The organism is Haloferax sp. AS1 (assembly GCF_014530665.1).
GTDB lineage: Archaea > Halobacteriota > Halobacteria > Halobacteriales > Haloferacaceae > Haloferax > Haloferax volcanii.
The window spans coordinates 1,224,620-1,244,535 of sequence record NZ_SPSA01000001.1 but is presented as its reverse complement, the minus strand read 5'-3'; the positions used below and the strand labels follow the sequence as shown (position 1 = coordinate 1,244,535).

Annotated in this window: 18 protein-coding genes; 12 read left to right on the top strand and 6 right to left on the bottom strand. The window is 67.6% G+C overall.

The window, feature by feature from the left end; all coding sequences use genetic code 11:
* Positions 1-43: 43 nt before the first annotated feature.
* The 4 genes from guaB (at position 44) to E4P24_RS06660 (ending at position 3,876) form a co-directional block, all read left to right on the top strand.
* Complete coding sequence (guaB, locus tag E4P24_RS06675) at positions 44-1,540, top strand: IMP dehydrogenase (protein ID WP_115802487.1); 1,497 nt, start codon at positions 44-46, stop codon at positions 1,538-1,540.
* Between the two features lie 141 nt (positions 1,541-1,681).
* A complete protein-coding gene (locus tag E4P24_RS06670) occupies positions 1,682-2,770 on the top strand; it encodes a TrmB family transcriptional regulator (protein WP_006600364.1) in 1,089 nt (362 codons plus the stop codon).
* Between the two features lie 153 nt (positions 2,771-2,923).
* Positions 2,924-3,514, top strand: a complete 591-nt coding sequence (locus E4P24_RS06665; RefSeq protein ID WP_004063642.1) for a HalX domain-containing protein — start codon at positions 2,924-2,926, stop codon at positions 3,512-3,514.
* A 221-nt stretch (positions 3,515-3,735) separates the two neighbouring features.
* Positions 3,736-3,876 (top strand): hypothetical protein, encoded by a 141-nt coding sequence (locus E4P24_RS06660; protein ID WP_004043668.1) that lies wholly within the window; start codon positions 3,736-3,738, stop codon positions 3,874-3,876.
* Here E4P24_RS06660 and E4P24_RS06655 read toward each other — a convergent pair whose 3' ends face one another.
* The 5 genes from E4P24_RS06655 to E4P24_RS06635 form a co-directional block, all read right to left on the bottom strand.
* The gene (locus E4P24_RS06655; protein ID WP_188148661.1) at positions 3,877-5,922 is read right to left on the bottom strand and encodes a hypothetical protein; all 2,046 of its coding nucleotides are present in this window, start codon (positions 5,920-5,922) and stop codon (positions 3,877-3,879) included.
* Between the two features lie 134 nt (positions 5,923-6,056).
* Positions 6,057-6,770, bottom strand: coding sequence for a hypothetical protein (locus E4P24_RS06650; RefSeq protein WP_004063646.1), 714 nt, complete (start codon positions 6,768-6,770; stop codon positions 6,057-6,059).
* A 157-nt stretch (positions 6,771-6,927) separates the two neighbouring features.
* Positions 6,928-7,353, bottom strand: a complete 426-nt coding sequence (locus tag E4P24_RS06645) for a universal stress protein (RefSeq protein ID WP_004043672.1) — start codon at positions 7,351-7,353, stop codon at positions 6,928-6,930.
* Positions 7,354-7,459: 106 nt separating this feature from the next.
* Entirely contained in the window at positions 7,460-8,611 is a 1,152-nt protein-coding gene (locus tag E4P24_RS06640) for a pyridoxal phosphate-dependent aminotransferase (RefSeq protein WP_115802485.1), read from the bottom strand.
* Positions 8,608-9,093: an Lrp/AsnC family transcriptional regulator gene (locus E4P24_RS06635; protein WP_004043674.1), complete on the bottom strand. Its 486-nt coding sequence runs from the start codon at positions 9,091-9,093 to the stop codon at positions 8,608-8,610. The genes E4P24_RS06640 and E4P24_RS06635 overlap by 4 nt, the downstream gene beginning before the upstream one ends.
* Positions 9,094-9,229: 136 nt before the next feature.
* Between E4P24_RS06635 and E4P24_RS06630 the strand changes: the two genes are divergently transcribed.
* Positions 9,230-9,883 carry a PH domain-containing protein gene (locus E4P24_RS06630; RefSeq protein WP_188148270.1) on the top strand — a complete coding sequence of 218 codons (654 nt, stop codon included), beginning with the start codon at positions 9,230-9,232 and terminating at the stop codon, positions 9,881-9,883.
* On the top strand, positions 9,880-10,476 hold the full coding sequence (locus E4P24_RS06625; protein WP_115802484.1) for a PH domain-containing protein: 597 nt from the start codon (positions 9,880-9,882) through the stop codon (positions 10,474-10,476). The genes E4P24_RS06630 and E4P24_RS06625 overlap by 4 nt, the downstream gene beginning before the upstream one ends.
* 45 nt (positions 10,477-10,521) lie before the next feature.
* Here E4P24_RS06625 and nhaC read toward each other — a convergent pair whose 3' ends face one another.
* Positions 10,522-11,979: a Na+/H+ antiporter NhaC gene (gene nhaC, locus E4P24_RS06620; protein WP_188148269.1), complete on the bottom strand. Its 1,458-nt coding sequence runs from the start codon at positions 11,977-11,979 to the stop codon at positions 10,522-10,524.
* 229 nt (positions 11,980-12,208) lie between these two features.
* On the opposite strand from nhaC, the gene E4P24_RS06615 reads away from it, so the two are divergent.
* The 6 genes from E4P24_RS06615 to E4P24_RS06590 are packed head-to-tail and all read left to right on the top strand — an operon-like array spanning position 12,209 to position 19,901.
* Positions 12,209-14,005: a BatA and WFA domain-containing protein gene (locus E4P24_RS06615; RefSeq protein ID WP_188148268.1), complete on the top strand. Its 1,797-nt coding sequence runs from the start codon at positions 12,209-12,211 to the stop codon at positions 14,003-14,005.
* Complete coding sequence (locus E4P24_RS06610) at positions 14,005-16,461, top strand: vWA domain-containing protein (protein ID WP_115891282.1); 2,457 nt, start codon at positions 14,005-14,007, stop codon at positions 16,459-16,461. Before E4P24_RS06615 ends, E4P24_RS06610 begins: the two co-directional genes overlap by 1 nt.
* On the top strand, positions 16,458-17,081 hold the full coding sequence (locus E4P24_RS06605; protein WP_188148267.1) for a DUF4200 domain-containing protein: 624 nt from the start codon (positions 16,458-16,460) through the stop codon (positions 17,079-17,081). The genes E4P24_RS06610 and E4P24_RS06605 overlap by 4 nt, the downstream gene beginning before the upstream one ends.
* The gene (locus E4P24_RS06600; protein WP_188148266.1) at positions 17,074-17,994 is read left to right on the top strand and encodes a hypothetical protein; all 921 of its coding nucleotides are present in this window, start codon (positions 17,074-17,076) and stop codon (positions 17,992-17,994) included. The genes E4P24_RS06605 and E4P24_RS06600 overlap by 8 nt, the downstream gene beginning before the upstream one ends.
* Positions 17,987-19,003, top strand: a complete 1,017-nt coding sequence (locus tag E4P24_RS06595) for a MoxR family ATPase (protein ID WP_188148265.1) — start codon at positions 17,987-17,989, stop codon at positions 19,001-19,003. The genes E4P24_RS06600 and E4P24_RS06595 overlap by 8 nt, the downstream gene beginning before the upstream one ends.
* A 7-nt stretch (positions 19,004-19,010) precedes the next feature.
* Complete coding sequence (locus tag E4P24_RS06590; RefSeq protein ID WP_115802480.1) at positions 19,011-19,901, top strand: DUF58 domain-containing protein; 891 nt, start codon at positions 19,011-19,013, stop codon at positions 19,899-19,901.
* The last annotated feature ends 15 nt before the right edge of the window (positions 19,902-19,916 follow it).

Here is a 19,916-nt window from a genome sequence, read left to right as displayed (position 1 = left end):
GCTATCTCGCAACCCTTTTGTCGTCGCCGCAACCACGCTTGATATGGCGAACGACGTTCCTGACCGAGAACCCTTCACCGAGAAGCTACGGGTACCCGAATCCCTCACATTCGACGACGTGCTGCTCCGCCCGATGGAGAGCCGCGTCGAACCCGACGACGCCGACGTGTCGACGCGCGTCTCGAAGAACGTCGAACTCAACATTCCCATCCTCTCGGCGGCGATGGACACCGTCACCGAAAGCGGGATGGCCATCGGGATGGCCCGCGAGGGCGGCCTCGGCGTGCTCCACCGCAACATGAACGCCGAGCAGATGGTCCGCGAAATCGAGCGCGTCAAACGCGCCGACGAGCTCGTCATCCGTCGCGAAGACGTGGTCACGGCCAACCCCGGCCAGACCATAAGCGAGGTCGACGAGATGATGGAGCGCGCCGGCGTCTCCGGCGCACCCGTCGTCGACGACGACGACGTGGTCCTCGGCATCATCTCCGGCACCGACATCCGCCCGTACCTCGAAGTCGGTGAGTCCGACGAGGTGGGCGAGGCCATGACGGACGAGGTCATCACGGCCGAACGCGACGTGACCGCCCGCGACGCGCTCGAACTCATGTACGACCACAAGATAGAGCGCGTCCCCATCGTCGACGACGACAGCCGCCTCGCCGGCCTCGTCACGATGCAGGGCATCCTCCAGCGCCGCGAACACGAGAACGCCGCCCGCGACGACGACGGCCGCCTCGTCTGCGGCGTCGCCGTCGGCCCGTTCGACGACGAGCGCGCGCAGATGGCCGACGACGCCGGCGCGGACGTCATCTTCATCGACTGCGCCCACGCGCACAACCTCAACGTCATCGACACCGCCCGCGACATCAAGGAGTCCGTCGAGGCGGACGTGGTCGTCGGGAACGTCGGCACGCGCGAGGCCGCGGCCGAACTCGTCGACTTCGCGGACGGCATCAAGGTCGGCATCGGCCCCGGCTCCATCTGTACGACCCGCGTCGTCTCCGGCTCCGGCATGCCCCAGATTTCGGCCGTCGCGGAAGTCGCTGACGTCGCCGCCGACTACGACATCCCCGTCATCGCCGACGGCGGCATCCGCTACTCCGGCGACGCCATCAAGGCGGTCGCCGCCGGTGCCGACGCCGTCATGCTCGGCTCCTACTTCGCCGGCACCGACGAGGCCCCCGGCCGCGTCATCACGATGAACGGCAAGAAGTACAAGCAGTACCGCGGCATGGGCTCCGTCGGCGCGATGCAGTCCGGCGGTGCCGACCGCTACCTCAAGGAGGACAACGAGGACGAGGAGTACGTCCCCGAGGGCGTCGAGGCCGCGACGCCGTACAAGGGCTCGCTCGCGTCCGAGCTTCACCAGCTCGTCGGCGGCATGCAGTCCGGCATGGGCTACGTCGGTGCCGAGACCATCCCCGAGGTCAAAGAGCGCGCCCGCTTCGTCCGCGTCTCCGCCGCCGGCCAGACCGAGGGCCACCCCCACGACGTGATGATTACCGACGAAGCGCCGAATTACAGCCCGAGCGAGTAACGCGCACCCGACCGTTTCGTTTTCCCGCTGTTTCCGTCTCCTCACTGTTCTTTCTCCCCGCTCTCGGCTCGACGCCCGGAGCGAACGCGGGGTGAGAACATACGATAATTAATAGGGATGTATGTCGTGCATCTACAAGCGATGAATACCGCGGAGCTACGCACCGCACTCCGGAACGCCGGGTTGTCTCAGTATCAGGCCGAGGCGTACGTCGCGCTGCTGCAACTCGGCGCGGCGAGTGCGACCGAACTCGCCGACGCCTGCGCCGTGCCGACCGCCCGTATCTACGATGTTCTCCGCGACCTCGAAGCGAAGGGCTACATCGAGACCTACGAGCAAGACAGTCTTCACGCGCGGGCGTGCGACCCGCAATCGGTGATGGAGGACCTCAAGAGCCGCGCCGTCCAACTGGACGACGCGGCAGAGGAAATCGAGGCGCGCTGGCAACAGCCCGCGGTCGACCGGCACATGCTGAGCATCGTCAAGCGCTTCGAGACGGTGTTCAATCGGGCCGAAGAGATGATTCGAGGGGCCGACGGCGAGGTCCAACTGTCGGTCACTCCCGAGCAGTTCGACGAGCTCAAGCCGGCGCTGTCGGAGGCGTACGAGAACGGCGCGTTGGTGAAGGTCGTGCTCCACCCCGAGCGGACCGACGAACTCGAACCACCCGCCGAACGGGAGTACCGCGGGGTCGCCACGGAGGTCAGACACCGAACCCTTCCGACGCCGTTCGTCGCCATCGTCGACCGGACGGGCGCGTGTTTCGCGCCGCACGACAACTCGGTGAACCAGTACGGCGTCCTCGTCGACGACTACACGCTGGCGTACGTCTTCCACTGGTACTTCCAGACGGCGCTGTGGGAGGTCTGGGAGGTCGTCTACGACGCGCAGACCGACGAGCCGCCGATAGTGTACTCGGACATCAGACACTTCGTACAGGACGTAGAGCCGCTCGTCCGCGACGGGAACCGAATCACCGCCCACATCGAGGGCTACGAGACCGACGAGCGCGACCCAATCGAGTTCACCGGCGAAGTGACTGACGTGTACTACACGGCGGTCTCCGCGCCGACGGACGCGTTGTCGTTTTCGGAACTCGCGGGGCAGGTCTGCCTGACCGTCGAGACCGACGGTGAGACCTACACCGTCGGCGGGTGGGGCGCGGTGTTAGAGGATGTCGAGGCGAACCGCATCACCGTCGAGTCGATTTCGGGGACATCCGACAGTTAGTATCTGTTCGGTTCGCCGGAATGTATAACAACTCCGGGGGGCAATTAGTGCCCACAAGCGCGGTTTCGGACGGCGTTAGACAAGAGGTATTTTGATATACCACTGCACGACATTGAGTTTCGTGAGCGTCTCCGGAACACCACTCCACTACCAATGAGCGCAGAACAGCCACTGGTGCTCATCGTTGAAGATGAGCCTGACCTCGCCGATCTGTACGCAACCTGGCTTAGGAACGACTACGGCGTTCGTGTCGCCTACGGCGGCCGCGAGGCGCTCGATAAGCTCGACGACGAGGTTGACGTTGTTCTCCTCGACCGTCGGATGCCCGACCTCTCGGGCGACGAGGCGCTCTCGGAGATTCGAGACCGTGGCTTCGAGTGCCGCGTCGCCATGGTGACCGCAGTCGAACCTGACTTCGACATCATCGCGATGGGCTTCGACGACTACCTCGTCAAACCCGTCTCGCGCGAAGCGCTGACCGAGACCGTCTCTAACCTCATCTTGCGAAACGCCTACGACGTGGGTATCCAAGACCTGTTTTCCCTCGCGTCGAAGAAGGCGTTGTTAGAGTCGGAGAAAGACGAGGCGGCGCTCGAAGAAAACGAGGAGTACCAGCGGCTCACCGCCCGCCTGACCGAGCTCCGGCGCGAACTCGACGAGACGCTCGGGCAGCTCGACGAAACCGAAGGAATCTCCGCGGTGTACCGAGACATCGGCGGCGAGGCCGACATCGACAACTCCTGACCAGACCGGGCAACCGTTTCGGACGCCGACCGTCTTCTCTCGTCTCCGTTCTCGTAGCCGACGCGTAGTCCGTGCAGCGTACGGGTAGTTTGCACGCCGTTACGGGAACCGTTCGCCAGACTGACGGTTACTTGCGACACCCGCTCCGTTAATTAAGTTAATTTCATATCAGATATACACGAAAAATTATAATTTCTGCACGCGCCTTGGGGTAAGTGCACATGTCCGACGACAGCAACCAGATGGTAACGTACCTCCGTCAGAACCCCCGCATGATGGGCGTCCTGTTCACGCTCACGCTCCTGCTCTCGCAGGCCGGCAGCGTGGCGGCCGGAAACACGGGAATCATCTACGGGCCGTAACTACGCGAGGAATTCGCAATCCCAGTAGACGGTATCGTCGTAGATAACCGGAATTTGTTCTAGCGCGAGGAAGTCTCGTAGCTCCTGAGTCGATAGGTTAACCTTCGAGAGCGGTTGCGACGAGAGAAAGTACTCGGTGTTCCCCGGTAGATCAGGGATTATCAACGAACCCAGTCCGCTCCGTGATGTCGGGTACGCATTATACGCCAATTCGTAAGTGTCGCTATCGAGGGATTCGACCTCGCAGAGCACCGCGACCCCACTCTCTGCCTGGACAACTGACAGCCCGCCGTCCCCGACGACGCCGTACTGGTGTGCGACATCGCTGTCGATTCGGACCACGTCGAGCGACGCTTGGAGCGGGAACCCGCCGTTGAGCAGTCGGGCCAGCGTGCGACCCACGCCGACCGCCTGACTGTTGATGACCTCGCTGAACGTGACGATACCGCCGATAGCGCCGGCCTCGACGAGCGCGAGTCCTTGGTCGTACGACTGGCACGCGTTGAGGAAGAACGCGCCCGTTCCGACGTGGTCGAGCGTCTCCGCGTCGACCCTGCCGTCGCGGCACTGGAAGCCGTCGTCGTCGATGTGGCCGATGTAGTGGAGGAAGTCGGTCGGCTCCGCGAGCGTCTGCCGAAGCTCCGCCCCGCTGAGGTCGTAGTGGGCGTCGACGTCGAACGACAGTCCGTCGCGCGAGCCGTACACCTCGTCGACGATGTCGGTCTCGTCGAGCATCTCGGGGTCGTTACAGACGACCGTGATACCGATATCACCCTGCGCCGGTTCGCGCTGGAGGCGGTTCCGATAGGCGGCGGGCGTGGTCTTGCTCGCGCCGACGGGCGTTCCGTCGCTAATCCACGCCTGCTCGACCGAGTCGGTCGAACTGGGCTTGACGTACGTCTCGCTCGGCGTCGTCGCGCCGGCGCTCCTGACGGTCTCGGCGTCGATGTCCTCGGCGTCGGCGTCGTCTCGGAGGAAATCGTCGACGACGGCCGCCTGCACCTCCGAGTGCGGGACTTCGGTCCCGGACGGGGTCCGGACGACCGCGAGGTCGTTCGTGACGAAGGGGAGCAGTTCGACGTTGTCGGTCTGCGGCGCGACGTGCGTCGTCAGCTTCCACTCCGGGACGAGGTCGGCAATCTGGTCGTACGGAAGCTCGAAGTACGCCGCGAGCCGTTCGTGGAGCGGCGCGTCGTACAGCCCCTCGGCGTCGATATCCGTCCGCGACTCGACGGTCTGGCGCTCGTGGAGCGGCACGTCGTAGATGCCCTCCGTCCGAACGACGCAGTCGAGGAAGAACGTGCGCTTGAGCGCGCGCGCGACCGCCTCCTCGAACCCGTGTGGGCCGTCGAAGTCGTGGACGAACCCCCCTTCGGTGACGAGTCGGGGCGAGTCGCCGGGGACGAGCCTCGCGCCGAGATAGTACGCCAGCGGCGTCGCCACGAAGACGTGACTCAGCGTCGGCGGGAGTTCGATTCGGACGCCGGTGTCGGGGACGCGGAGTTCCGCCGGGATGTCGAGTTCGTCGCCCAGTTCGAGAAGCGGCGGGTGGCCCCGGAGCGTCGGGTACGACCGCTCGACGCTCGTGGTCTTGAGCGCGGAGCTGAACGCCGAGACGGCCTCCATCACGTCGAGCGGGTCGTCGGTCGTCGTAATCGTCGCCGCGGGGCTCTCGTGGGACGACCGCGCGCCGACGAACACCGTCTGGGACTCCTCGAACGAGAGCACGGTTTCGAGCGGCTGCGCGTCGACGGTCACTGCCCCGTCGACTCGGAGATACGTCTTGACCGCGCCGAAAAGCTCGATGCTGTACGTCGCCGCGTCGAGTTCCTCGCGACCCTGCTGGTCGACCTGTGCGAGCATCGACCCCGCCTCGTCGCGGACGCAGACGACCGTGTTCGCGGCCAACCCGATACGGTCGGTCTCGATGCGGACCGCGGCGTCCGTCGGGAGCGAGAACCGGCGTCGGTCGGTCGGCTCCGGCGCGACTGACGACGGCGTTCGAAGCATGAACTGGTGGCGTTCGATGTTGTCTCGAACGACCAACCCCGTGCCATCTGAAGGGAGCGAAAAACCGACTTCCAACGCGGAAGACGCGTCAGCCCGCTGGTCCTGCCCGGACGGTTCCATTGTGTCTACGTGACACGATTAAGGTGAAAAGCGTACTGGTCGTGCGAGATTCACGACTCCAACGGAAACCAGCCGGAGGAGGCGTCTCGCCGCCGGAGATGCCAGCGCTGGCGAGCCTCCGTGCCCTCGACGTCGAGTTCGACGACGGCGTCGAACAGCGGTTCGAGCAGCCGGGTGCGCTCGTCTTCGCGGTCCCCGGGCGACCAGACGTGGACCATCCCGTTTCGGGCGCGGACGTGGTTGGTCATGACGTGGAGGAACCGAAACACCTGGTCTCGCTGGTACCGCGAGAGGAGTGACGGCAGGCAGTCGAACGCGACGCGGAGTTCGGCCGGGGAGAGCCCGCCGGAGAGGCTGTCGAACTCGGTCACGTCGTTGGCGAGTTCCGCACCGAGCTGACCGAGACCGCCGCCAACCCGGCGCTCGTAGGTGTCCGCAGCGGTCGGCACGGCGTCGGGAGACGACGATGCCGCCGCGCTCCGTTCGAGCGTCGAGTACCGAACCACGCGCGTCCACTCTTTGGTGCGCTGGATGTCGTCGTCGAGTCGGTCGGCGAGCGGCGTCGAGTCGTTGAGAACTAACAGACGGCGTCGCGGCTCGTCGGGGGCACCGAGCATCTGTTTGGACGCGCGCGAGTAGAGTTCAGTCGGGACCGACCCGACGACCAGAAGCGCGCTCCCTCGCCGCTTGAGGTCGTCCAGTCCGAGTTGAAACGTGGACGCGTCCTCGGTCACGGCGATGTCCGTGTCACCTCCCGAATCCATTCGTATTGCACGACGAAAGCGCATTTAATAATACTTTGCGTGTTGGTCTCTCGAACCGTCCCAACGGTGGCCAGCGTCGATGACGCGCTCGGTCAGCGATATCGCGGTGTGTTTCGGCCGGTCGAGCCGTCGTGGCCGCTTCGCCCCGACGACCCGACTACTCGGCTGCGCGGACCGTCAACACGGGAACCGGCGCGGCCCGGACGACGCGCTCCGTCACGCTCCCGAGCAGCACGCGCTCGACGCCCGTCCGTCCGTGCGTCGCCATCACGATGACCTCGACGCCGTGTTCGGTCGCGTAGTCGAGGATTGCGTCGTGCGGTGCGCCCCGCCGGACGACGCCGTGCGTCTCGATACCGCGGCGTTCGCCGCGTGCTTCGACCTCGTCGACGACGCGTCGGCCCTCCCGTTCGAGCGTGTCGAGGACCGTGCCGCCGACAACACCCGCGCTGTCCCGCGTCGTGTTCACGACGAACAACACGTGTACCGTCGCGTCGAACCGCTCCGCGAGGTCGAACACGTGCGGCATCGCCTGTTCGGCCGCCGGACTCCCGTCGACGGGGAGCAGGATTTCGTCGTACATCACTGACCGTACGCGCCCCACCCGTGTGAATGCTTCGCATACTCATGGTGGCGCTCGTTCGGAAAAAAGCGGGTGACGGGGTCGAGTCGGGTTTCGCCCGGTCGATTCAGTCGCTGACGTACGCCTCGATGCGGTCCATCGCCTCGCGGAGTTCGCGCATCCCCGTCGCGTAGGAGACGCGGAGGTGGCCCGCGCCGCCCTCACCGAAGACGCTTCCCGGGACGAGCGCGACGTTCTGTTCTTCGAGGAGGCCCTCGGCGAACGCCTCGTCGTCGCCGTCGGGGGCCTCGGGGAAGACGTAGAACGCGCCTTTCGCCTCGAAGCAGTCGAGTCCCATCTCCTCGAAGCGGGCGAGGACGAACCGCCGGCGGCGGTCGTACTCGCGGCGCATCTCCTCGACGGAGTCGTCGCAGGACCGCAGCGCTTCGAGCGCCGCGTACTGCGCCGTCGTGGGCGCGGAAAGCATCGCGTACTGGTGGACCTTGTTCATCGCGTCGATGGCCCCCGCCGGAGCCATGGCGTAGCCGAGGCGCAGTCCGGTCATCGCGTAGGCCTTCGAGAAGCCGTTGAACACGATGGTCCGCTCGCGCATGCCGGGGTGGGTGGCGATGGAGGCGTGGTCGTCCTCGTACCGGAGGTCCGAGTAGATTTCGTCGGAGAGCACGACGAGGTCGTGGTCCCTGACGAACGAGGCCACGTCGGCGAGTTCGTCGTCGGTCATCACCGCGCCGGTCGGGTTGTTCGGGTAGCAGAGCACCAGCACGTCGGCCTCGTCGGCCCCGGCGGCTTCGAGCGCCTCGGGCGTGAGTTTGAACTCGTCTTCGGCGCGCGTGGGGACCGGAAGCGGTTCGCCGCCGGCGAAGATGGCCCCCGGCGTGTACGAGATGTACGATGGCTGGGGAATCGCCACCACGTCGCCGGGGTTGACGAACGCCCGGAACGCGAGGTCGACGGCCTCGCTCGCGCCCGTCGTGACGATAATCTCGTCTTCGGGGTCGTACTCCTGCCCGTAGCGGGTGACGCGCTCCGAGATGGCCTCGCGGAGTTCGCGCATCCCGCGGTTCGACGTGTAGGAGGTCTTGCCGCGTTCGAGCGAGTCGATGGCGGCCGTCCGGGCGGCCCACGGCGCGGAGAAGTCGGGTTCGCCGACGCCGAGAGAGATGACGTCGTCGACCTCCTCGGCGAGTTCGAAGAACTTCCGAATGCCCGACGGCGGCACCTGTTCGACGCGGTCCGAAAGCTGGTCGCCGAGCGTCATGGCGACACTGAGAGCCGGTCGTCGTCGTCGCCGTCGCCGAGTTCGATGCCCTCCTCCTTGTAGGAGTCCATCACGAAGTGCGTGACCGTCTTCGTGACCTCGGGGATGGGGGCGATGCGCTCGGAGACGAAGTTCGAGACGGCGTGCATCGACGCGCCTTCGACCTCGATGAAGAAGTCGTAGTCGCCGGAGACGAGTCGCAGCGTGGCGACCTCGGGGAACCGCGCGATGCGGCGGGCAATCTCCTCGTAGCCCGTCTCGCGGTCGAGTTCGACGTCGACTTCGACCTGCGCGCGAACGTGTTCCTCGTCGACGCTGTTCCAGTCGACGACCGCCTGGTAGCCGCGGATGACCCCGTCGTCTTCGAGTTCTTCGAGCGCTGCTGCCACTGCTTCGGCGTCTGCGCCCAGCTGGCGGGCGATGTCATCTACGCTCTCGCGAGCGTCGTGACGCAGCAAGTCGAGCAGTGACTGCTTGTCCATGGACAGTCCGTTGCAGGCATCGGTAAAATGGTTTGCCCAACCGGGTGGAATTGTCATGTTGGTTGATACCGTTACTCACTGGCGGCGGCCGCAGCCGGCGGAACACTATTCCATCGCCGGGGAAAACGTGTCAGCGATGGATACCGAGTTCGATTGGATTACCCTCGACGACGACGAAGAGGTTCTCTGGGCCGACACCCCGCACCCGTACAGCCTCGTGTCCTCCTTCATCGTCGGCGTCCCGCTGTCGTTCGTCCTCGTGGGCATCCCGCTCCTCGTCGGGTCGTATCTCTCGCACAAGAACACGAACTACGTCGTCACCTCAGACGCGCTCTACCGGAAGACGGGCGTCCTCTCCCGGAACGTCCAGCGCATCGAGTTCGACAAGGTGCAGGACACCTCTTACAGCCAGACGTTCCTCGGCGGACAGTTCGGCTACGGCTCCGTCGACATCAGCACCGCCGGCGGAAGCGGCATCGAGATGAGCTTCCAGAACGTCGCCGACCCGCAGTCGCTCCAGACGCTCGTCAACGAGCGAATCAAGCGCCGCTCCGGGTCGGAAACCGACGCAGAGGGGAAGGCGGCCGTCCTCGACGACATCCTGACCGAACTCCGCGCGATTCGGCAGGCCGTCGACGGCGAGGGCGGCGTCGCGGGCGATGATGCGGGCGACGACGCGACCGACCGAGCGGGCGACGAACCCGACGCCGTCCCCGACCCCGACGCCGCAGGCGACGACGCGCTCGAACCGAGCGACTTCGAGTTCGACGCGACGACCGACGAGCGATGACGGGCGGCGATTCGAGCAACGGGGGCTCGACTGTGGCCGAATCGTCCGAGGAAACCGTCGCGGCCATCGACGACTGGCTGGCACGCGGCGACGACGAGACCGTCCGCTGGGAGGGTCGGCCGCGGATACAGACCGTCATCCCCGCGGCCGTCGTCGGGCTCGCCGTCGTCGTCGTCGCGGCCGTCGCGGCCGCCGCGAACGACGCGCCCGAACTCGCGGTCGTGGGCCTCGTCGGCCCGCTCCTGCCCGCGTGGTCGTACCTCCGGGTCACCAACACGCGCTACGTCGTCACCGACCGGGCGCTCTACCGGAAGACGGGCGTCCTCTCTCGGACGGTCCAGCGCGTCTCGCTCGACCGCGTCCAGAACAGCGCGCTCTCGCAGGGCGTCACGGGGTCGTGGTTCGGCTACGGGACCGTCTCGGTCGAGGCCGCGGGCGGCGGCGCAATCCGGTTCGAGGACGTGGACGACCCCGGCGCTCTCCGCGACCGAATCGAGGGCCACGACGACCGCGACGAACTCCCCGGCACGGTCGAGCAGTGGGCCGCCGTCCGCGACGAGGTGCGGGCGCTCAGAGCGGCGGTAGAGCGGTAAAAAAGCGCAGGTCGGTTCGATACCGCGGCGCGAGTTTTCGTCGCGTCAGTCGTCGTCCGCCGCCGGAGCGGCGGGACCGGGCTGTGCCGCGCTGTTGCCCGAGAAGCCGACGCCCGCGAGGACGAAGGCGAACAGCACGAGCGGCGAGAGGTAGCCGAAGAAGTAGTACTGGGCGTACTGGAGCGTCGAGACGCCGAGGACGCCGGCCATGTACGCGCCGCCGGCGTGCCACGGGAGGAGCGCGCCGGTCGGCGTCCCGGCGGACTCGATGGCCTGCGAGAGGTCCGAACTGTCGAGGCCGAACTCGTCGTAGGTGTCGCGGAGCGTCATGCCTGGGACGACGATGCTCATGTACTGCTGGGCGGTGAGCGCGTTGGTCAGCATCGCTGAGATGCCGGTCGAAGCGACGAGCAGACGCGGGCTCTGGATGCCTCGCTGAAGTCGGTGAGCGAGGACGGCGAGGACGCCCGTCTGTTCGAGTAGACCGCCGAGCGTCAGCGCCGCGACGACGATGGCGATGGTCCACGCGGAGCCGGAGACGCCGCCGGACGCGAGCAGGCTGTTGACGAGTTCGGAGCCGGTTTCCGGGCCGGTGCCGCTCATGAACGTCTGCCACGCCGTGACGAACGACGCGCCCTGCACGAGGATGCTCGTGAACGCGCCGGCGAACGCGCCGGCGAGGAGGACGGTCAGCGCGGGGTAGCCAGCCGCGGCGAGGCCGAAGGTGACCGCGAGCGGCAGGAACGCGAGGAGCGTGGTGTCGTAGGTGGAGGCGAGCGCAGTCTGAATCTCGGCGATTTGGCCGGCCGGAATCGTCCCGGTGATGCCGAGGCTGAGGATGACGAAGCCGACGAGCGAGAGGCCGAACGCGACGGCCGTTCCGTTTCGCATCGCGCGGATGTGGTCGTAGAGGTCGGTGTTCGTGACGGCGGCGGCGAGGTTCGTCGTGTCCGACAGCGGCGACTGCTTGTCGCCCGCGTACGCGCCGGTGAGAATCGCGCCGGCCGTCATCGGTTCGGGGACGCCGAGCCCCGAGCCGATGCCGATGAAGGCGACGCCGAGCGTGCCGACCGCGGTCCACGACGAACCGATGGCGAAGGTGGCGATGCCGACGAGGAGCGCCGTCGCGGGCAGGAACACCTGCGGCGACAGCAGGTCGAGGCCGTAGTACATCAGCGTCGGAATCGTCCCCGCGGCGACCCACGTCGAGACGACGCCGTAGATGGTAAACAGGATGAGAATCGCCTGTAACCCCATCGCCAGACTGCGTTCGATGCCCTCGTAGAGGTCCTCCCAGGTGTAGCCCCAGACGAACCGACCGAGGAGGCCGACCAGCGCGATACTCCAGATGAGCGGGATGTGCGGGTCGAGCCCCAGCCACGCCGACCCGAGACCGAGGAAGGCGACGAGTCCGAGCACCGGAACGAGCGCCTGTTTCAGCGACGGACGCTGGTCCGGGGCGATGTCGTCGTACGACCGCGGTGTGTACCTATCAGTTCCCATCGTAGCTCAACAAATAACTTTAGAGCATAAAATTGTGTCGTGTTATGATTCAAGTGCATTGTTATGCAATGACGTACTTTTAGTTGACAATATAATATCCGACAGTAATTATTCGGAGGGTGGTCACGGGCGGTTGCGCCGAACAGTCGCGCATTCCGATAGGTCGATAATACGGAACGTGTCAACGAGTAGGGAAACAGCCATACCGGAGGCGCGCCACGGGTCGGGCATGGCCCTCACCGAGTTCTTCTTGTTCCCCCTCGGGTTGGTCGCCCTCCTGGGGGCAGTCCCGCTCGTCATCCTCTATCTGCTCCGGCCGGAACCGGTCCGGCGCACCCTCCCGACCTTCCGGTTCCTCGCGGACGCGGCGGGGCGAAGCGCTTCGAACCCCATCTTCGACCGGTTGCTTCGGAGCCTGCTCCTCCTCATCCAACTGGTCGCGCTCGTCGCGCTCGTCGGCTCGCTGGCGACGCCGTACGTGCTGGTTCCCGAGTCGGAGACGGTCCAAGAGACCGTCCTCGTCGTGGACACGAGCGCGAGCATGGGCGTCCGCGACGGCGGCGGGACGCGATTCGACAGCGCCCTCGCCGCGGCGCGAGACGAGGTGTCCGGCACGACCTCGGTCGTTGCGGCGGGCGCGAACGCGGACGTAGTGCTCCGCCGGGGGAGCGCGACCGACGCCCGCGCCGCCCTCGACGGCCTGCAAGCGAGCGACGCGCCGGGTGACCTGCGCTCCGCGATTACCGCCGCCGCCTCCGTCGCCGGCGAGGACGCCCGCGTCGTCGTTCTGAGCGACTTCGCGGACGACTCGCCGTGGAGCGACGCGGTCCGCGAAGCCCGCGCCCGCGGCCTCGTGGTCGAACTCCAGCAGTTCGCGGGCGGCGGCGCGGGCAACGTCGGCATCGTCGACCGGCGCTTCTCCGGCGCGAACGTCACCGTGACGGTGAAAAACTACGGCGACTCGGCGGCGACGCGGACGCTCTCGCTCGCCGGAGCCACCCGAGAGGTCCGCATGGACCCCGGTGACGTGGCGACCGCGACGCTCCCGGTCCCCGCGGGCGGCGGGCGCGTCGAACTCTCGCCGGGCGACGCCTTCCCGACCGACGACGCGCTGTACGTCGCGGCCCCCGGGGACGCCTCGGTGGACGTGCTCGTCCTCACGAACGACGAGAACCGATATCTGACGGCCGCGCTGTCGGTCATCCCCGAGGTGTCTTTGACCGTGGACAACCCGCCGACGGCCGTCTCGACGAACTACGACGTGGTTATTTACAGCAACGTCAACCCCGGTCGGCTGCTCGCGGGCAACGTCGAGGCCGGCCGCGAAATCGTCGCCGACGGCGGCGGCGTGGCGATTCAGGCCCAAGAGGAATCGCCGAGCTACGGCGACCTGCGGCTCGTCTCGCAGGGAAGCGTCGAGACGAATCCGACCATCGGGACCGTCGAGAGCCACCCGATAACCCGCGATATCACCTTCCCGCCGCCGACCGAGTACGTCGCGGGCGACCTCCGGTCCGGCCAGTCGCTCGTGAACACGACCGACGGCACCTCGCTCGTCGCCGTCGAGCGCCGCGGGGCCGGCCGCGTCCTCTACTACGGCTTCATGGAGGACAGCTCGGCGTTCAAGTACAACTACCAGTACCCCGTGTTCTGGAAGCGCTCGGTGTTCTACCTCGCCGGGCGCTCGACGCTCTCCGAGTTGAACCGGGCGACCGGCGGGTCGCTCGCGGCGGGCGCGAACCGGACGGTCGAGACGCCCGCGGGCGAGGCGACCGGCCCGGAGGTCCGCCTCGACGACGCCGGCTTCTACCGCGTCGGCGACGAGCGGTTCTCGGCGTCGCTCCTCAGCGAGGCCGAGTCCGACGTGGCCGCCGCGCCGCTTGACGGCGAGTCGGCCCCCTCGGACTACCCGACGCGGGTCGAAGAGCGCGAGGTTCCGGACCCGCTCACCGAGTGGGCCGCGCTGGTCGCGCTCGCGGCGACGATGGTCGAGTTGGCCTACCTGCGCCGGCGGGGTGACCTCTGATGGCGGCGCTCGGGTCGGCGTCGGCCGTCCTGCCCGCGCTCGACGCTGTCGCCGCCACGACTCCCGCCGCCGCGACGACGCCCCTCGCGTGGACGGTCGAGGCCGCCGGGCGGACGCTCGGCCTCCAGCGCCCGCTGTTCCTCGTCGCGCTCCCGGTGGCCGCGCTCCTCGCGTGGGCGCTCATCTTCCGCGGGGCCGACGGGACCGCAGGCGGGCGCTCCCGGCGGCTCCTGTTTGCGTCCCGGCTTCTCGTCGTCGTCCTCTTGGTCGTCGCGGCCGCGGGACCGTACACCGTCGCGACCCGGATGACCGACGGCGACCCGCAGGTGACGCTCCTCGTCGACGACTCCGACAGCATGGCCGTCACCGAGGACGTGGCGTCGCAGCTCGCGTCGGACATCGAGGACGAAGGCGTCCCCGTCACCACCTCGACCGTTGCCCGCGGCGGGTCGTCGCCCATCGGTGACGCCGTCGCGGCAAACCTCAGGCCGAACGGGACGGTCGTCCTCGTCTCCGACGGGCAGGTCACCTCGGGGCGGAGCCTCGCGTCCGCGACGACGCTCGCCCGCGACCTCAACGCGACCGTGAGCGCGGTCGGGGTCGAACCGACCGAGACCGAACAGTACGTCACCGTCAGCGGCCCGTCGAAGACTAGCGTCGGCGTCGAGAACTCCTTCCTCGCGCAGGTCGACGGGGTCGTCCCCGACGACGTCGAGACCGCGACCGTCGAACTCGTCGTGGACGTCGACGGCGAGGAGGTCGCCCGCGAGACGGTCACCACCACAGACGGCATCGAGTTCTCCCGGACGTTCGAGACCACCGGCACCCACCGCGTCACCGCCCGCATCGACGGCGACGACCGCTTCGAGACGAACGACGTGTTCCGCAAGACGGTCCGCGTGGTCGAGCCCCCGCGGGTGCTGTACGTCTCCCGCGGCGACTACCCGTTCCGCGACTACCTCTCGCAGCTGTACGACGTGGAGACCGCCGAGACCGTCCCCGCGGACCTCTCGTCGTACCACGCCGTCGTCCTCCAAGACCTCCGCGCCGAGGACGTGGGCAACACCGACTCGCTCCAGCGGTTCGTCATCGACGGCGGCGGCCTGCTGACCGTCGGCGGGCGCAACGCGTTCGAAAACGGCGGCTACGACGGGTCGAGCCTCGCGTCGATGCTGCCGGTCACGACCGGCGAGGGCGCGTCCCAGCAGACGAACCTCGTCTTCGCCATCGACGTCTCCGGCAGCGCGGAAAGCGGGATGCGCGTCCAGAAATCGGTCGCGCTCGACGCGCTCGACCAACTCGGCGACGAGAACCGGGTCGGCATCGTCGGCTTCAACTACCGCGCCTACGACGTCGCGCCGCTCCGCCCGCTCGGGCCGAACCGCGAGTCGACCGCCGACCTCATCCGTCGCCTCGAGTCCGGCGGCGCGACCGACATCGCCGTCGGCCTCGACGGCGCGGCTCAGCAGCTCGGCGACAGGCGCGGGACGATTATCCTCATCAGCGACGGGCACGACCGGTTCCAAGACGCCGCGACGCTCGCGGACCAACTCGGTCGCGACGGGGTCAGCGTCATCACCATCGGGACCGGGCCGAACCCGAACGAACGGACCCTCCGAGCCATCGCGCGGGCGTCCGGCGGGAACTACCTCAGAGCCGACGAGACCGACCGGCTCCGCATCCTCTTCGGCGGGTCGAACCGCCAGTACGCCGGCGACGGCCTCACGGTCGTCGACCAGAACGACTTCGTCACCGCCGGGGTGGAGCTGACCGCGAACCCCGGCAGCGTCAACGACGTGTCGGTCAGGAGCGGCGCGAACTTCCTCGTCGCGGCCGACGACGGCACTCCCGCGGTCGCGTCGTGGCGCTACGGGCTCGGTCGCGTCGCCACCGTCACCACTTACGCGGGCGACGGCACGCTCGACGGCCTGCTCCAAAGTCCCGACTCGCTCCTGCTCACCAAGTCCACGAACTACGTCATCGGTGACCCCGAGCGGAAGGCGTCCGGCGTCGCCGAGGTGTCGGACACCCGGGTCGACCAGTCGACGACCGTCGTCTACCGCGGCGGCGAGCGCCCGCAGGGCGTCGAGGGACTGCGCTTTTCGGCGGTCAGCCCCGGCGTCTACGAGGCGACGGTCGTCCCCACCGAGACGGGCTATCGGGACGTGCTCGACACCGCCTTCGCCGTGAACTACCCCGTCGAGCACGCCGGGTTCGGCCGGTCGGCCGCGCTCGAAGCCGCCGTCTCCGACAGCGGCGGGACGATGTACGGCCCCAACGACGCGGCCGAAATCGCGGCCTCAGCCCGCGACAACGCCGCCGGCGTCCAACCCGTGCGCGACGACTGGGCGGTCGCGTTCGTCGCCGCCGCGTTCCTCCTGTATCTCATCGAGGTACTCGCCCGGCGTCTTCAAGTGTATCGGGGTCGAACGCAAAGTGAAGGTGGTCTGATATGAGTGCCCTGGGTCGGTCCCTGAACCTCGGTCTCGTCGTCATCGTCGTCCTCCTCACCGCCGGAACCGTCGGCGCGACGATGTTCTACCAGTACTCGGTCGATTCGCTCGACCAACAGAACGAGCAGTTGCGCGAGCGAAACGCGGCGCTCGAAGAGAACCTTTCGCAAACCCGACAGAACCTGTCGGCGACGCAGACGGAGCTACGGGAGCTGAACGACAGCCTCGAACGCACCCGAGGTGACGTGTCGCAGGTCTCCGACAGCCTCGAAGACACGGAGTCACAGCTGTCGTCGACGCAAAACGAGCTGTCGTCGACGCGGGACGAACTCCAAGAGACCGAAAGCAACCTCGAAGACGCCCGGAGCCGAATCAGCGAACTCACGGCGACGCTCGACGACCTCGAAGAACAGCGCAACCGCCTCGAAAACCAGATTGACGACCTCGAAACGGATAACGAGGAGCTCGAAGCGACGAACGACCGACTGGAGAACCAGATTGATTCGCTTCAGTCGGAGGTCTCCCGCCTCGAAGACCGGGTCGACGAACTCCGGGCCGAACTCCGGCAAGCCTGTGCCGGCTACCAAGACGGCAACCAACCGGCGGTGTGTAGCGATGTCTGAAACGACCCCCGACGCCGCCGCCGACGAGAGAGGTTCGCCCGACGACGCGGGAGCCGCTCGCCGCGAGGAGATGGCCGACGCCGTGAGCGAGGTTCGCCGGGAGGCCGCGAAGGCCGCCGTCGTTTCCAGCGTCGTCGACGCCGCGGTGGCGACGCTGTTGGCGAACATCGCGTTCCGGGTCGTCGAACTCCCCGTCCGGTCGTCGGTGTCGCTCGGCTTCCTTCCGCGGGTGGACCCGGCCGTCTCGGTCCACGTCGCCGTCCCGCTCGCCCTCGCGGTGGGCCTCCTCGTCGGCGTCGCGGAGTACCTCATCCTGATGCGGGTGCCGGCGGTCGAGCAGTTCGAGGAAGTGAACCCGTCGGTCGCCGAGGCGCTGCGGACCGCCCGCGACCTCGTCGCCGACGACGGGAACCCGAACCGCGACTCGCGCATGTCGGTCGCGCTCTACGACGACGTGCTGGCCCGCCTTCGGGAGTCGTCGTCGGTGGAACTGCTGCCGACCCGCCGCATCGTCGGCGCGCTGCTCGTCGCGTTGCTCCTCTCGGCGGGGAGCATCCAGGTCGCCATCTCGGACATCCAGTTCGAGGGACTCGCCGGCGAGACCACCCCGTCGGGCGACCTCCCCGACGCGTCCGACGACGAGACGCAGCTTCAAAACGGCAGTTCCATCCTCGGTGACCCCGAGGACGTGGCCGCCGGGTCGGAGCAGTTGAACGCCACCGTCGCCGGAACCGGCGGCAGCGGCGACGGCGACGGACCGGAGTCGGCGGCCGCGGCCTACGACTCGACCGGCTACGGCGGCGACAGCGCCGTCGAGAGCCAGCGCGCCGGCTATCTCGCCGACGACACGCTCGAAGAGGCCGACCTGATTCGCGACTACACCTTAGAGATACGAGAGAACGAAGATGAGTGACAACCCAGACCGATTCGGAGACGACGGACAGCGAACCGCGGTCGACGGCGACGCCGCGGTCCCGACGGACGACGACCTCAGCATCGAGGAACTCCAAGCGAGCGTCGGCGCGGTCAGAGACGAGGTCGGAAAGCGCATCATCGGCCAGCACGACGTGGTCGAGCGACTCCTCGTCTGCGTCCTCTGCGACGGCAACGCGCTGCTCGAATCGAACCCCGGACTGGGGAAGACGACGCTCGTGCGAGCCCTCTCGGACGCGACGGACCTGGGGTTCTCGCGCGTGCAGAACACGCCCGACCTGATGCCCTCGGACATCACGGGCACCGAGATCATCCGCGAGACGCCGGAGGGCCGCGACTTCGTGTTCGAGCGCGGCCCCATCTTCGCCAACGTCGTCCTCGCCGACGAGATAAACCGCGCGACGCCGAAGACGCAGGCCGCGCTCCTCGAAGCCATGCAGGAAAAGCAGGTGACCGCCGCGGGCGAGACCTACGAGCTTCCGGACCCGTTTTTCGTCCTCGCCACGCAGAACCCAATCGACCAGGGCGGCACCTACCCGCTGCCGGAGGCGCAGACCGACCGCTTCCTGATGAAGATTCTCGTCGACTACCCCGAGTTCGACGAGGAGCGGACCATCGTCAAGCAGTACGCCGAGGGCGGCGAGTCGCCCGAGGTCAAGCGCGTCCTGCCGCGGACGCACCTGCTCGCCGCGCAGCAACTCGTCCGGCAGGTACCCATCTCCGACGACATCCGCAACCGGACTATCGAACTGGTCCGCAGCACCCGCGAGGACGAGCAGGTCGAGTTCGGCGCGAGCCCCCGCGCGAGCATGGCGCTCGTGCTCGCCGCGAAGGCGCGGGCGTTCGTCCACGGGCGCACTCACGTCTCGTGGGAGGACGTGGTCGAGATGGCCCCGCCGGTCATCAGACACCGCATCATCCTCGACTTCCGGGCGGAGCGCGAGGGACTCGACCCCGACGACGTGATTCAACGGCTGTTGAACGAGTGACCGAGCGATGATAGACCCCGGCTTCCTCGACGAACTCGACCGCTTCGACACCTCGCTGAAGCGCGTCTCGAACGCCCAGCGGCAGGGCGAACAGGAGTCGCCGGACGTGGGCGAGGGGCTCACGTTCAGCGACCACCGCCGGTACGCCGCCGGCGACGACCCGCGGCTCATCGACTGGAAGGTGTACGCCCGGACCGAGGAGCTGTTCATCAAGCGGTTCGAAGCCGAGCGGAACCTGACGGTCCACGTCCTCCTCGACGCCTCGGCCTCGATGGACTTCGGCGAGGCCGACGCGAACAAGTTCGAGTACGGCGCGAAGCTCGGCCTCGGCTTCTGCCACCTGACGGCCGAGGAGAACAACGACTTCCGGTTTTCGCTCCTCGGAGATTTGCCCGACCGCATCGACACTGACGCGTCGAGCCGCGGCGAGGTGCTCCGACTGGTCGAACGGCTCAACGAGACGACGCCCGGGGGCGACGGCGACATCACGGCCGCGCTGTCGACGTACGCCGAGACCATCCACTCGCGGTCGCTCGTGGTCGTCGTGAGCGACCTGCTTTTCGACCCCGACGACGTGGCTTCCGGCCTCGCCGCGCTCGCGCGAAACGACGTGCTCGTCGCGCAGGTGCTCACCCCGGACGAACTCGACCCCGAGGCGACGGGCGACGCCATCTTCGAGGACCCCGAGTCCGAGGCGACGCGCCGGACCTACTTCGGCGGGTCGGCGGCGCGACAGTACACAGACCGGCTCCAGCGCCACCTCGCGGCGGTCGACGAGCGGTGTCAGGCGCTCGGCATCGAGCGCGAACTCGTCGACACCGGCGCGGAGTTCTTCGACACGTTCGCCGACCTCTGGCTCGGCGCGCGACTCGGCGGGGAACGGCGCGGTGGCGGCTGACCGCGGTGACAGCTG